Here is a 14,643-nt window from a genome sequence, read left to right on the forward strand (position 1 = left end):
GCTGACTCTGCCAGGACTCCAGATGAATCGTAATGACCTGCGTCGTGTCGACCTGAATCTGTTGATCGTATTCGAAACACTGATGCACGAACGCAGTGTGACCCGCGCCGCCGAGAAGCTGTTCCTCGGCCAGCCGGCCATCAGTGCAGCCCTGTCGCGCCTGCGCAACCTGTTCGACGATCCGCTGTTCGTGCGTACCGGGCGCAGCATGGAGCCCTCGGCCCGGGCAGTGGAAATCTTCGCCCTGCTCTCGCCGGCCCTGGATTCGATCTCCACCGCCGTCAGCCGCGCCGCCGAATTCGACCCGGCCACCAGCACCGCCGTGTTCCGTATCGGTCTTTCCGACGACGTGGAATTCGCCCTGCTACCGATGCTGCTCAAACGCCTGCGCGCCGAAGCCCCGGGCATCGTGCTGGTGGTGCGCCGCGCCAACTACCTGCTGATGCCCGCGCTTCTGGCCTCCGGCGAAATCTCCATCGGCGTCAGCTACACCGCCGACCTGCCGGCCAACGCCAAGCGCAAGGTCCTGCGCCGCAGCCTGCCCAAACTGCTGCGGGCCGACACCGTGCCCGGCCCCCTGACCCTGGACGACTTCTGCGCCCGCCCCCACGCCCTGGTGTCGTTCGCCGGGGACCTGAGCGGGTTCATCGATGAGGAGCTGGAGAAGCTCGGACGCAAGCGCCACGTCGTGCTCGCCGTACCGCAATTCAACGGCCTGAGCACCCTGCTGGCCGGCACCGACATCCTTGCCACCGTGCCCGACTACACCGCCGACGCCCTCACCGCCGCCGGCGGCGTACGCGCCGAAGACCCGCCGCTGCCAGTACGCAGCTTCGAACTGCACATGGCCTGGCGCGGTTCACAGGACAACGACCCGGGCGAGCGCTGGTTGCGTTCAAGAATTCAGATGTTCTTTGGCGATCCAGACAGTCTTTGATCAAGTGCCACAGGCATCCATAGATTCTTCTGAAAAGAGTCCTTTAGCGACTAATTCGGTCTGAGGCTTTCCCTCAGGTTCCGCTGGCTTGCGAAGTATTCGGGGGCATAAGTGGGGGCAAACCCTGGCTGCTTGAAAGGGATGCCCCCAAGGAAGATGTCAGCGGCTAGCCCTTGGCTATGAAACATGAGTTGACGAACGTTGCCGTGTGCCGCAAGGCCTGACGGATATCCGGCTTGACCAGCCCATGCCTGTTGGCAAATTGCTCGACGGCCGCGGTATCAAATCGAGTGGTCTGGATAAAGTCCAAGGCTTCGGGTTTTGTATTCATGAACCTCGCCACGAGAGGAATGCTCAGCAGCCACTTCAGCAATCGGAGCGAGATGTGATGCCTGGGAGGCTTTAAGCCCAAAGGTTGCGCCACCTGGACCAGGAGTTCTCGCAAATTGGGAGTTTGCGCATCCAGCGCCAGCAGTTCCTCACCCGCCATGGCGGGATCAAAAGCACAAGCCGCCACCAGCTCAACCAGGTAATCCACGGTAACCAGTGGCAGCCAGTGCTGGGCGGTACCGGGCACTGCCGTCAGTTTTCCCAGCACAAGGTTGCGGATCAGCTCCACCAGTGGCTGGCCGTCAAGGATATGCCCCGTGCGGCTGTGGCCACAAACCGTCGCGGGGTGGACAACGGTGATCTCCCCGCCCTTGGCGGACATGAGCTCCAAGGTCGCAAAATGCGCCTCCAGCTTGCTCGCCTCGTAACCACCGACATGGCGGTAGACGGCAGGCCAGTTCGTCCGCCGCGGATAACGAGGATCGATGCCGATGCGTTGCAGATGCTCATGGTTTTTCAGCATGTAGCCGCCGATCATCACTAACCGGCTGTTTTGCTCAGCCGCCAACAGCGCCACCCGCTTTGCCCCTTCGACATTCACCGCACGAGACTGCTCCAATGACAGCCCCCAGGCGAAGTGTGCGCCCAGGTGGAATACGACTCTGGCGTGCCTTAGCACTTTCCGGTCAGCAGGACTCAGCCCTAGGTTATCCCGCTCCAGATCGCCGGCCACGGCAAATACCCGCCTTGCGTCTCCTCCCAAATTGACGACTTGCTCCCGCAATTCAGCCAGTCGCTCTGGGCGACGCATCAACACCCCGACGGTGTGGCCTTTTGCGCTCAGGCATGCCAGCAAATGTTGACCGATGAAGCCGGTACCCCCGGTGACAAAGCACTCCACGCTCATTTCCCTGTTCCTTGTTCAAGGTAAGGAACCAAACGTAAACTATCGACCCAACTCTATGGTCAAGCGGTGTTTTCATGAAAATTGGCGAAATCGAGGCCCGTAGCGGCGCCAGCCGCCATACGCTGCGTTACTACGAGCAAATCGGCCTGATCTCACCGCAGCGGCGAACTAACAACTACCGCGTTTACACAGCACAAACGCTGCAGGACCTGGACTTTATCCAGCGCGCGCAAAGCATGGGCTTTTCCCTGGGGGAGATAGGCGAGATTCTGGAGGCGCAGCGCAACCAGATGATCGATTGTGCGGACGGCGCCAAGCTCATTGAAAGGAAGATGGCAGAGATCGAACAGAAAATCGCCAACCTCCAAAGCATTTATCGGTACCTGGATCAAGAGCGTGCAAACCTCGAAGCCAGCGCCGCCAGGCAACTTGAGCTTCAGCAACTCAACAGCTCTTCCATCTGATTGGAAATGCACTACGAACTGAGCTGGCAGACCATGGACCTCGACGCACGGGGCTACGATGGCCAGCCAGCCGGCTCCTGCGGCCACAGCCAATGTTGCGTCAGCCGCAATAACTAATTGCACGCCAGGGAATTGATAGCAGCCTAACGAAAGGCGCATGCTAGAGGGCTTGCTTGGGGCTTATATCATTCCGAATGATAGTTACCTTCGCTTCATTCGATTCGTGAGATACAACCCTGCCGAGCATCATCCGCCCATCTCAAATACAGTGGCGGATGCACCATGGACCAGTCAGTCAAACTCCTACGTTTTCCACTCGCCGTTCTCGCCGTGCTGGTGATGAGCGCGTGCGGCAAAGCCCCTGAGACCGCCTCCGCCCCGCCCGCTGCCAAAGTCAGCGTGGCCAAGGTGCTGGAACAGCCGGTCAACGAATGGGATGAATTCACCGGGCGCCTGGAAGCCCCGGAAACCGTGGAGATCCGGCCTCGGGTCTCGGGCCAGATCGATCAGGTGGCCTTCACCGAAGGCGCCCTGGTGAAGAAAGGCGACCTGCTGTTCCAGATCGACCCACGGCCTTTCCAGGCTGAAGTACGCCGCCTCGAAGCCCAGCTGCAACAGGCTCGGGCCACCGCGACCCGCAGTGCCAACGAAGCCCAGCGCGGCCAGCGCCTGCTGACCAGCAACGCGATTTCCGCCGAGCTGGCCGACACCCGCACCAGCGCCGCCCAGGAAGCCCGGGCCGGGGTCGATGCGATCCAGGCCCAGTTGGACGTGGCCAAGCTCAACCTGAGTTTCACCCGGGTGGTGGCGCCCATCAGTGGCCGGGTCAGCCGCGCGCAGATCACCGCCGGCAACCTGGTGACCGCCGATGTCACCCCGCTCACCAGCCTGGTCTCCACCGACAAGGTCTACGCCTACTTCGACGCCGACGAGCGCGTGTACCTCAAGTACACCCAGCTCGCCCGCCAGGGCCAGCGCGGCCAGACCACCCCGGTGTACCTGGGCCTGTCCAATGAAGAAGGCCACCCGCACCTGGGGCAGATGAACTTCGTCGACAACCAGGTTAACCCCAAGACCGGCACCATCCGTGGCCGCGCGGTGTTCGACAACAGCGACGGCAGCTACACCCCGGGCCTCTATGCGCGCCTGAAACTGGTGGGCAGTGGCACCTACTCGGCGATGCTGATCAACGACGAAGCCGTGGGCACCGACCTGGGCAAGAAGTTCGTGCTGGTGATGGACGCCGACAACAAGCCGGCCTACCGCGCCGTGGAACTGGGGCCGAAGATCGAAGGCCTGCGCATCGTGCGCAACGGTCTGAGCAAGGACGACACCATCATCGTCAAGGGCTTGCAGCGGGCACGTCCCGGCGCACCGGTCACGCCTGAAGTGATCCCCATGGCCAGCAAGGAAACCCTTGCCGCCCTGGCCCAACAACGCCAAGCACTGGAAGCCAGCAACCTGCCGCAGGTCACCCCTGCCAAGGCGGCTCCGGCTGTGAAACTCGCCGCTGCGACACCGCGCGGTTAAGGGACGACTCTCAAGATGAATTTTTCCCAGTTCTTCATTTCAAGGCCGATCTTCGCCGCGGTGCTGTCGCTGCTGATCCTGATCGCCGGCGCCATCTCGCTGTTCCAGCTGCCCATCAGCGAATACCCGGAAGTGGTGCCGCCCACCGTGGTGGTGCGCGCCAACTTCCCGGGGGCCAACCCGAAAGTCATCGGTGAAACCGTGGCCGCGCCCCTGGAGCAAGCGATCACCGGGGTCGAGAACATGCTCTACATGTCCTCGCAATCCACCGCTGACGGCAAGATCACCCTGACCATCACCTTCGCCCTGGGCACCGACCTGGACAACGCCCAGGTGCAGGTACAGAACCGCGTGACCCGCACCCAGCCCAAGCTGCCCGAAGAAGTGACGCGCATCGGTATTACCGTGGACAAGGCCTCTCCGGACCTGACCATGGTGGTCCACCTGACCTCGCCGGACAAACGCTACGACATGCTCTACCTGTCCAACTACGCACTGCTCAACATCAAGGACGAGCTGGCGCGCCTGGGCGGCGTGGGGGACGTGCAGTTGTTCGGCATGGGCGACTACTCGTTGCGGGTATGGCTGGATCCGAACAAGACCGCTTCGCGCAACCTGACCGCCACCGACGTGGTCACCGCCATCCGTGAACAGAACCGCCAGGTCGCCGCCGGTGCCCTGGGCGCGCCGCCTGCGCCCACCGCCACCAGCTTCCAGCTGTCGGTCAACACCCAGGGCCGCCTGGTCACCGAGGAAGAGTTCGAGAACATCATCATCCGCTCCGGTGAGGACGGTGAGATCACCCGCCTGAAGGACATCGCCCGCATCGAGCTGGGGTCGAGCCAGTACGCTTTGCGTTCCCTGCTCAACAACCAGCCGGCGGTGGCGATCCCGATCTTCCAGCGCCCGGGCTCCAACGCCATCGAGATCTCCAATGAAGTGCGGGCCAAGATGGCCGAACTCAAGCAGAGCTTCCCGCAGGGCATGGACTTCAGCATCGTCTACGACCCGACCATCTTCGTCCGCGGCTCCATCGAGGCCGTGGTGCACACCCTGTTCGAAGCCCTGATCCTGGTTGTGCTGGTGGTGATTCTGTTCCTGCAGACCTGGCGTGCCTCGATCATCCCGCTGGTGGCCGTACCGGTGTCGCTGATCGGTACCTTCGCGGTCATGCACCTGTTCGGCTTCTCGCTCAACGCCCTGTCGCTGTTCGGCCTGGTGCTGGCCATCGGCATCGTGGTGGACGACGCCATCGTGGTGGTGGAGAACGTCGAACGTAACATCGGCCTGGGCCTGAACCCGGTGGAGGCCACCAAGCGCGCCATGCGTGAAGTGACCGGCCCGATCATCGCCACCGCCCTGGTGCTGTGCGCGGTGTTCGTACCGGCAGCCTTCATCAGTGGCCTGACCGGGCAGTTCTACAAGCAGTTCGCCCTGACCATCGCCATCTCCACGGTGATCTCGGCCTTCAACTCCCTGACCCTGTCGCCGGCCCTGGCCGCGGTATTGCTCAAGGAACACCACGCGCCCAAGGACCGTTTCTCGAAGATCCTCGACAAGCTGCTGGGGGGCTGGCTGTTCAAACCCTTCAACCGCTTCTTCGATCGCGCCAGCCATGGTTACGTCGGCACCGTGCGCCGGGTCATCCGCGGCAGCGGCATCGCCCTGTTCCTCTATGCAGGCCTGATGGTGCTGACCTGGTTCGGCTTCGCCCACACCCCGACCGGTTTCGTCCCGGCCCAGGACAAGCAGTACCTGGTGGCCTTCGCCCAACTGCCGGACGCCGCCAGCCTGGACCGCACCGAAGACGTGATCAAGCGCATGTCCGACATCGCCCTGAAGCAGCCCGGCGTGGAAAGCGCGGTGGCCTTCCCCGGCCTTTCGATCAACGGTTTCACCAACAGCCCGAACAACGGCATCGTCTTCGTCACCTTGAAGCCTTTCGATGAGCGCAAGGACCCGAGCATGTCCGCCGGTGCCATCGCCGGCGCCCTGAACGGCAAGTACGCGGATATCCAGGACGCCTACATGGCGATCTTCCCACCGCCGCCGGTACAGGGGCTGGGAACCATCGGCGGCTTCCGCCTGCAGGTGGAGGACCGCAGCGGCCTGGGCTACGACGAGCTGTACAAGGAAGTGCAGAATGTCATCACCAAGAGCCGCAGCGTGCCGGAACTGGCCGGGCTGTTCACCAGCTACCAGGTCAACGTGCCCCAGGTGGATGCTGCCATCGACCGGGAAAAGGCCAAAACCCACGGCGTGGCGATCTCCGACATCTTCGACACCCTGCAGATCTACCTGGGTTCGCTGTATGCCAACGACTTCAACCGCTTTGGCCGCACCTACCAGGTCAATGTCCAGGCCGAGCAGCAGTTCCGTCTCGAGCCCGAGCAGATCGGCCAGCTGAAAGTGCGCAACAACAAGGGCGAGATGATCCCCCTGGCCACCTTCATCAAGGTCAGCGACACCGCAGGTCCCGACCGCGTGATGCACTACAACGGTTTCGTCACCGCGGAAATCAACGGCGCAGCGGCCCCGGGCTACAGCTCCGGGCAAGCGGAAGCGGCGATCGAGAAACTGCTCAAGGAAGAACTGCCCAACGGCATGACCTACGAATGGACCGAGCTGACCTACCAGCAGATCCTGGCCGGTAACACCGCGCTGTTCGTCTTCCCGCTCTGCGTGCTGCTGGCCTTCCTGGTGCTGGCCGCTCAGTACGAAAGCTGGAGCCTGCCACTGGCGGTGATCCTGATCGTGCCCATGACCCTGCTGTCGGCCATTACCGGGGTGATCGTCTCCGGGGGCGACAACAACATCTTCACCCAGATCGGCCTGATCGTTCTGGTGGGCCTGGCCTGCAAGAACGCGATCCTGATCGTCGAGTTCGCCAAGGACAAGCAAGAGGAAGGCCTCGACCCGCTGGCCGCGGTGCTGGAAGCCTGCCGCCTGCGTCTGCGGCCGATCCTGATGACCTCCTTCGCCTTCATCATGGGCGTGGTGCCCCTGGTGATCTCCAGCGGCGCCGGAGCGGAAATGCGTCATGCCATGGGTGTCGCGGTGTTCTCCGGGATGCTCGGGGTGACCTTCTTCGGCCTGCTGCTGACTCCGGTGTTCTATGTACTGATCCGCAACTACGTGGAGCGCAGCGAGGCGCGCAAAGCCGCCCGTGCTCTGCAACTGGAGGCGCAACAATGAGTTCCAAAGTCTTCCTGCCGAGCCTGCTGGTGCTGGCCCTGAGTGCCTGCGCCGTCGGTCCGGACTACCAGAGCCCAACCACCGAGGCGGCGCACATCAGCGCCGCCACCGATGGCGCTGCGGGCCAGAAGAACTTCGACCGCGCACGCTTCGAAGGCATCTGGTGGCAGCAGTTCGATGACCCGACTCTCAACCAGCTGGTGAGCAAATCGTTGCAGGGCAACCGTGAACTGCGGGTGGCCTTCGCCCGCCTGCGGGCCGCCCGGGCGATTCGCGATGACGCCAGCAATGACGCCATGCCCACCATAACCAGCCGCGCCAGCAGCGACCTGGCCAAGGGGCAGATCCCCGGCCAGACCACCAAGCGAGTGAACAGCGAGCGCTACGACCTGGGCCTGGACATGGCCTGGGAGCTGGACCTGTTCGGCCGCATCCAGCGCAACCTGGAAGCCACCGACGCCGACCAGCAGGCCGCCGAGGCCGACCTCTACCAACTGCAGGTGACCATGATCGCCGAGCTGGTGGACGCCTACGGCCAATTGCGCGGCGCACAGCTGCGGGAAAAGATCGCCCTGGCCAACCTGGACAACCAGCAGGAGTCGCGCAAGATCACCGAAAGCCTGCGCGACGCCGGGGTCGGCGACCAGCTCGATGTGGTCCGCGCCGACGCCCGCCTGGCTTCGGTGGAGGCCAGCGTGCCGCAGTTGCAGGCCGAGCAGACCCGCCAGCGCAACCGCATCGCCACCCTGCTGGGTGAACGCCCGGACAAGCTCAGCGTCGACCTGTCGCCGGCGCAGTTGCCGGCCATTGCCAAGGCCCTGCCGATTGGCGACCCGGGCGAGCTGCTGCAACGCCGGCCGGACATTCTCAGCGCCGAACGCAAGCTGGCAGCGGCCACCGCGCGCATCGGCGTGGCCAAGGCCGACCTGTTCCCACGGGTCAGCCTCAGCGGCTTCCTCGGCTTCACTGCCGGGCGCGGTTCGCAGATCGGCTCCTCGGCGGCCAATGCCTGGGCCCTGGGCCCGAGCATCACCTGGGCGGCCTTCGACCTGGGCAGTGTGCGAGCCCGCCTGCGCGGCGCCGACGCCAATGCCGACGGTGCCCTGGCCAGCTACGAGCAGCAGGTGCTGCTGGCCCTGGAGGAATCGGAAAACGCCTTCAGCGACTACGGCAAGCGCCAGCAACGGCTGATCTCCCTGATTCGCCAGAGCGAATCCAGCCGCGCCGCAGCGGACCTGGCCGAGATCCGCTACCGCGAAGGCACCGTGGACTTCCTGGTGCTGCTCGATGCCCAGCGTGAACGCCTGGCCGCCGAGGACTCCCAGGCCCAGGCCGAAGTCGACCTGTACCGCGGCATCGTCGCCATCTACAAGGCCCTGGGTGGTGGCTGGCAACCGGAGACGGTAGCCAGCAAGTAAGGATTTGCAACGAGCTCCTTTGGTTGGCCGCAACCAACCAATGTTTGGCCCCGTGGATCATTCGGTCGCGGGGCTTTTTTTTGCCCGGCTCAAGGGCCTCTTCGCCGGCAAGCCGGCTCCTACAAGAGCCCGCGCAACGCATGGCTCCGGTAGGAGCTGGCTTGCCAGCGAAGGCGCCCGCCAGAACACCGCCCACCCCAAGCCCATTGATAGAGGCCGTCGATCACGCGGTTGGCCATTGCGATTGGACAGCCCCACAGCGCGCTCCTACTCTTCACTCGCCGCGTAATCGCCCTGGCCTCAGCCCTCATGATTGTCCGCCCCAAGCCGAACCTGATCGGCATCCTCTTCGCCCTCAAGGGCTCGATTGCCAAGCGCATTGCCTTGCGCTGCGTACTGGTCACACTGTTGGCCTCGGTGATCGTGCTGGTGGAAACCCTGCAACCGAGCTATTTCTCCAAGGTCAACGCCACACCCTTCACCTTGCTGGGGCTGTCGCTGTCGATCTTCATGAGCTTTCGCAACAACGCCTGCTACGACCGCTGGTGGGAAGGCCGCAAGCAATTGGGGCAGTTGATCATCGAGGTGCGGTCGCTGATCCGTGAAAGCCTGATCATCGACGGCCACTCCGAGCGCGAGGGCATGCTGCGCGACCTGTGCGGCTTTGCCCACAGCCTGATCGCCCGCCTGCGCCATGAAGACGAGGCCGCCGCCCTGCGCCCCTGGGCCCAGGCCAGCCTCGACCCCGGCCACCCGAACCTCACCGACGCGCAGTTGCAACGCATCGGCCAGCGCTGCTCGCAGTGGGCCCAGCAGGGGCTCATCAGCGAATGGCGCTACACCCAGCTGGAAACCCGGCTGGTCAGCCTGAGCCTGGTGCAGGCCGCCTGCGAGCGGATCCAGAACACCCCGCTGCCCTTCCCCTACACCCTGCTGCTGCACCGCACCATCTACCTGTTCTGCATCCTCCTGCCGTTCGCCATGGCCGAGCCCCTGGGCTGGCTGACGCCGATCTTCACCGCCATTGTCAGCTACACCTTCCTGGGCCTGGACGAGATCGGCGACGACCTCGAAGACCCTTTCGGCTATGACGACAACGACCTGCCGTGCAGCGCTCTATTGCGCGGCCTGGAGCGCGAAGTCCTGGCGGCGCTGGGGCAAACCGAGCTGCCGCCGCTGCTGGAGCCGCAGGAGTACGTGCTGACCTGAACCCGGGTTTGACTCAAGCCGGTTCCTGACCGAAGCTTGCGCCTTCCAAAAGTTGCCAGCTTCCGGATTCCTGCATGTCCCAGCCCCGCCGCTACCTGCTGATCAGCCTGCTTACCGTCGTCGTCCTGGCCCTGGCCTGGAGTTTTCTGCGCAGCAGCCCGCCGCAGGTTCCCGAGGCCATCAAGCATGGCTACAGCGCGGCACTGGAAAAAGCCCGCAACGGCCAGCCTGGCGCGGCGCGCGTGCTCTACCAGCAGTTGGGCCGGCCCGACCTCGACGACCAGCAGCGCATTCGCCTGCTGGCAGTGCTGGCCAACTACCCCAGCCCCCAGGCACTGAAACTGGCGGACGCCGACCTCTATCACCCTTCCGCCGAGGTGCGCAAAGCAGCGATCAAGAGCGTGCTCGGCCTGGTGCCCAGCGGCCAGCGCAGCCTGCTGCTGGGGCCGTTGCTGGACGATCATGAACAGAGCGTGCGCTTCGCCGCGGTGGACGCCCTGCTGGGCCTGAGCCCCGACGACCAGGGCCTGTACTTCGGCCCGTTGCAGCAGGTGATCGACGAATACACCCAAGTGCTCAAGACCCGCGGCGACAACGTCGAGGCCCAGTACCAGCTGGCTCGCCTGTACCTGCACAATGCCGACCTGATCAAGGCCCAGCAGACCCTGGAACAGGCCCTGCGCCTGGCCCCGGACAACCTGCAGGCAGTGGTGCTGCAGATCGAAGTCCTGGACAAGCAGGGCCAAAGCGATGCCGCCCGCCAATTGCTGGCCAAGCAGTTGCAGGCACAGCAGGATTCGGCCTACCTGCAACATGCCCTGGGGCTCTGGCTGCTGCACCATGGCCAGGGTGAGTTCGCCCTGCTCGGCTTGTCCCGGGCGGTGGAACTGGAGCCTAACAACGCCGCCTACCGCTACGACCTGGCCACCACCCTGCACAGCGAACAAGAGCTGGAAGCGGCGCAGAAGCAACTGGAGGAAATCGTCCAGCGCCAGCCCTACAACCGCAAGGCGCGGGTGCTGCTGATCAGCTACTGGAAGGAAAGCGGCCAGTTGCAGAACGTCCAGGTCCTGCTGGCCCAGCTGGAACAGCAGAACCCCGACGACCCGGCCCTGCAGCAGGGCCTGTAGCTGCCCCCCCTGGCCTTGCCTGGCAATCCCCGGCGCGCCCCGCGCCTGCTGAGTGGGAATACCGCCCAACCCGTTCGCAGCCTGCGCCAGCGGCTACAAGAGCCAGCACAAAACCTGTAGCCGCTGCCGAGCCTGCGAGGCCGCGAAAAGGCCCGCAGGGCCTTGCCTGGCAATCCCCAGCAGAACCTTTGGCACCCTTGCCCCCCCGCGCCGGCTGCGCTCAGCAGCGGCTCCACGGCGACAAAAGGTTGAACCGTGCCAGCGGCAGGCGGTCAAGTGATTTATCAGCGATATCAAGGTGCTCGACGCCGTCGCCGATCACTTGGACCTATTTGCGAGGGCATTGTTTGTCGACCTCATCTGCGTTGCTCAGCGAAAAAGCCGCCACCGGCATCGAAGGCCTGGACGATATCCTCTCCGGCGGATTGTCACGTGGCCATGTGTTCCTGCTGGAAGGCCAGCCCGGAACCGGCAAGACCACCGTGGCCTTGCATTTTCTGCGGGACGGCGCCGCCGTCGGCGAGCGCTGCCTGTACATCACCCTCTCGGAAACCGAGCGCGAGTTGCGCCAGGGCGCGCAATCCCACGGCTGGCAACTGGACGAGAACATCCACATCTTCGAGCTGATCCCGCCGGAAAGCCTGCTCAACGCCGAGCACCAGCAGAGCCTGCTGTACTCCTCGGACCTCGAACTGGGGGAAGCCACGCGGCAGATCTTCGAAGTGGTGGAGCGGGTCAAGCCGACCCGGGTGGTGCTCGACAGCCTTTCGGAAATCCGCCTGCTGGCGCAAAGTTCCCTGCGCTACCGGCGGCAGATCCTGGCGATCAAGCACTACTTCGTGCGCTATGACGCCACGGTCCTGCTGCTGGACGACCTGACCACCGAATCCCTGGACAAGACCGTGCACAGCGTGGCCCATGGGGTGATCCGCCTGGAAGAACTGACCCCCAGCTACGGCGCCGAACGCCGGCGCATCCGGGTGGTGAAATACCGGGGCCAGAAGTACCGCGGCGGCTTCCATGACTTCACCATCATGGGCGACGGGGTCCAGGTGTTTCCACGCCTGGTGGCCGCCGAGCACCGCGGTCAATACCAGCGCCTGACCCTGACCAGCGGCATCACCGAGATGGACGCGCTGCTGGGGGGCGGCATCGAGACCGGCTCCAGCACCCTGATCCTCGGCCCCGCCGGCACCGGAAAATCGCTGATCTCGATGATCTTCGCCGCGGCCGCCGTAGCCAGGGGAGAGAAAGCCGCGCTGTTCATCTTCGACGAGGAACTGGGGCTGCTGTTCGAGCGCATGCGCAACATGGGCATCGACCTCAAGGCGCTGCAGGCCAGCGGCAACCTGATCATCGAACAGGTGGACGCCGCCGAGCTCTCGCCGGGGGAGCTGTCCCACCGGGTGCGGCGCTGCGTCGACCAGGAGCGGATCAAGACCGTGGTGATCGACAGCATCAACGGCTACCAGGCAGCGATGCCCGAGGAAAATGCCCTGGTGCTGCACATGCACGAATTGCTGCTGTACCTCAACCGCCAGGGCGCCGCCACCTTCATGACCGTGGCCCAGCATGGCCTGGTGGGCGACATGCAGGCCCCGGTGGACATCACCTACCTGGCCGACACCGTGGTCCTGCTGCGTTACTTCGAGGCCCTGGGCAAGGTGCGCCGGGCCATTTCCATCATCAAGAAACGCACCGGCAGCCACGAGTCGACCATTCGCGAATACCGCATCAGCGCTCGTGGCCTGACCATCGGCGAGCCCCTGGAAGCCTTCCAGGGCGTGCTGCGGGGCGTGCCCACCTACCTGGGCGAGAGCAAACCGCTGCTCAGGGATGAGGGCCAATGAGCCCCGACCTGGACTTTTCCGAACGGGCTCTGGTGCTCACGCCACACGGGCGTGACAGCCAACTGGCGCAGATGATGCTCAAGGAGGCCGGCTTCAACAGCCTGATCACCCCGCACCTGCCCGCCCTGTGCGAGCAGCTGGAGCACGGCGCCGGGCTGGTGATCATCGCCGCCGAAGCCTTGCGCGGGGTCGACCTGGAGCCCCTGCTGCGCCACCTGGAACAGCAACCGGCGTGGTCGGACCTGCCCATCGTGCTGCTGACCCAGCACGGCGGCCCCGAGCAGAACCCGGCATCGCGCTTCAGCGAGCCCCTGGGCAACGTCAGCTTTCTGGAACGGCCCTTCCACCCGGCGACCCTGATCAGCCTGGTCAGCGCCGCCCTGCGGGGCAGGCGCCGGCAGTACGACGCCCGCGACCGGCTGATCGACCTGAGCCAGAGCGAACTGCGCCTGCAACGCACCCTGGAGACCCTGGAACAGCAGGTGGAAGAACGCACCGCACAACTGCGACACAACGAAGAAGCCCTGCGCCAGTCACAGAAAATGGAGGCCGTGGGGCAACTCACCGGCGGCATCGCCCACGACTTCAACAACATGCTCACCGGCATCATCGGCAGCCTGGAGCTGTTGCGCCGGCGCCTGGCCCGGGGCCGCACCGAGGACCTGGACAGCCTGATCGACCTGGGGGTGACCTCGGCCAACCGCGCCGCCGGCCTGACCCACCGCCTGCTGGCCTTCTCCCGGCGCCAGTCGCTGGATTCCAAGCCGGTGGAGATGAACGCCCTGGTGACCTCCATGGGCGAGCTGCTGCAACGCAGCCTCAGCGAAAGCATCGAGCTGGACATGCGCCTGGACCCGCAGCTATGGGTGGCCGAAGCCGACCCCAACCAACTGGAAAGCGCCCTGCTCAACCTGGTGCTCAACGCCCGGGACGCCATGCCCAACGGCGGCCGGCTGCTGGTGGAAACCCTCAACCAGCGCCTGGCCCCGGACTTCGCCCAGGCCCACGACAACCTCAAGCCGGGGGACTACGTACTGCTGCGAGTCAGCGACAACGGCTGCGGCATGCCCGAGGCGATCATCAACCGCGTGTTCGATCCGTTCTTCACCACCAAGCCCATCGGCCAGGGCACAGGGCTGGGGCTGTCGATGATCTACGGCTTCAGCAAGCAGTCCCGCGGCCATGTGACCCTCAACAGCACCCTGGGCCGGGGTACCGAGGTCAGCCTGTACCTGCCGCGTTTTGTCGGCGACCTGGAGCAGGCCGAACACCCTCTGGTGCAACAACCGCCCAATGCGCAGAACGGTGAAACCGTGCTGATCGTCGAGGATGACCCGGCGGTGCGGGTGCTGGTCTGTGCGGTGCTCAGCGAACTGGGCTACGCCTTTGTCGAAGCCGGCGATGCCCGCAGCGCCATGCCGATCCTCGACTCGGCGCAGCGCATCGATCTGCTGATCAGCGATGTCGGGCTGCCGGGCATGAATGGCCGGCAACTGGCGGAAATCGGGCGGCAGATCCGCCCGGAGCTCAAAGTCCTGTTCATCACCGGCTACGCCGAGCACGCGGCGGCCCGTGGCGGCTTTCTCGAACCCGGCATGCAACTGATCACCAAGCCGTTCACCTTCGACCTGCTGACCGCCAAGGTGCGGGAAATGATCCGCGACTGATAGCCG

The 14,643-nt window shown here is 64.5% G+C and carries 10 protein-coding genes; 9 read left to right on the top strand and 1 reads right to left on the bottom strand.

The annotated features are described in order from the left end of the window. Positions 1 to 22: 22 nt before the first annotated feature. Complete coding sequence (locus tag AC1RGE_RS06420; RefSeq protein ID WP_011061517.1) at positions 23 to 937, top strand: LysR family transcriptional regulator; 915 nt, start codon at positions 23 to 25, stop codon at positions 935 to 937. Between the two features lie 166 nt (positions 938 to 1,103). Here AC1RGE_RS06420 and AC1RGE_RS06425 read toward each other — a convergent pair whose 3' ends face one another. After that, positions 1,104 to 2,174, bottom strand: a complete 1,071-nt coding sequence (locus AC1RGE_RS06425; RefSeq protein WP_492583701.1) for an SDR family oxidoreductase — start codon at positions 2,172 to 2,174, stop codon at positions 1,104 to 1,106. A gap of 74 nt (positions 2,175 to 2,248) precedes the next feature. On the opposite strand from AC1RGE_RS06425, the gene AC1RGE_RS06430 reads away from it, so the two are divergent. The 8 genes from AC1RGE_RS06430 to AC1RGE_RS06465 all read left to right on the top strand — a co-directional run bounded on the left by AC1RGE_RS06430 (position 2,249) and on the right by AC1RGE_RS06465 (position 14,637). Next, positions 2,249 to 2,638, top strand: a complete 390-nt coding sequence (locus AC1RGE_RS06430) for a MerR family transcriptional regulator (protein WP_019095332.1) — start codon at positions 2,249 to 2,251, stop codon at positions 2,636 to 2,638. Positions 2,639 to 2,920: 282 nt separating this feature from the next. Then, the gene (gene mexE / locus AC1RGE_RS06435) at positions 2,921 to 4,168 is read left to right on the top strand and encodes a multidrug efflux RND transporter periplasmic adaptor subunit MexE (protein ID WP_011061523.1); all 1,248 of its coding nucleotides are present in this window, start codon (positions 2,921 to 2,923) and stop codon (positions 4,166 to 4,168) included. Between the two features lie 15 nt (positions 4,169 to 4,183). Beyond that, on the top strand, positions 4,184 to 7,363 hold the full coding sequence (locus AC1RGE_RS06440; RefSeq protein WP_011061524.1) for an efflux RND transporter permease subunit: 3,180 nt from the start codon (positions 4,184 to 4,186) through the stop codon (positions 7,361 to 7,363). Continuing rightward, complete coding sequence (locus AC1RGE_RS06445) at positions 7,360 to 8,781, top strand: efflux transporter outer membrane subunit (RefSeq protein ID WP_019095825.1); 1,422 nt, start codon at positions 7,360 to 7,362, stop codon at positions 8,779 to 8,781. Before AC1RGE_RS06440 ends, AC1RGE_RS06445 begins: the two co-directional genes overlap by 4 nt. A 309-nt stretch (positions 8,782 to 9,090) precedes the next feature. Beyond that, entirely contained in the window at positions 9,091 to 9,990 is a 900-nt protein-coding gene (locus tag AC1RGE_RS06450; protein ID WP_123577883.1) for a bestrophin family protein, read from the top strand. A 74-nt stretch (positions 9,991 to 10,064) separates the two neighbouring features. Further along, complete coding sequence (locus tag AC1RGE_RS06455; RefSeq protein ID WP_011061527.1) at positions 10,065 to 11,120, top strand: tetratricopeptide repeat protein; 1,056 nt, start codon at positions 10,065 to 10,067, stop codon at positions 11,118 to 11,120. A gap of 347 nt (positions 11,121 to 11,467) precedes the next feature. Next, positions 11,468 to 12,970: an ATPase domain-containing protein gene (locus tag AC1RGE_RS06460; RefSeq protein ID WP_492583703.1), complete on the top strand. Its 1,503-nt coding sequence runs from the start codon at positions 11,468 to 11,470 to the stop codon at positions 12,968 to 12,970. After that, complete coding sequence (locus AC1RGE_RS06465) at positions 12,967 to 14,637, top strand: ATP-binding protein (protein WP_072450218.1); 1,671 nt, start codon at positions 12,967 to 12,969, stop codon at positions 14,635 to 14,637. The genes AC1RGE_RS06460 and AC1RGE_RS06465 overlap by 4 nt, the downstream gene beginning before the upstream one ends. Positions 14,638 to 14,643: the final 6 nt, after the last annotated feature.

Source organism: Pseudomonas sp. GW823-FHT02C05 (genome assembly GCF_058797595.1).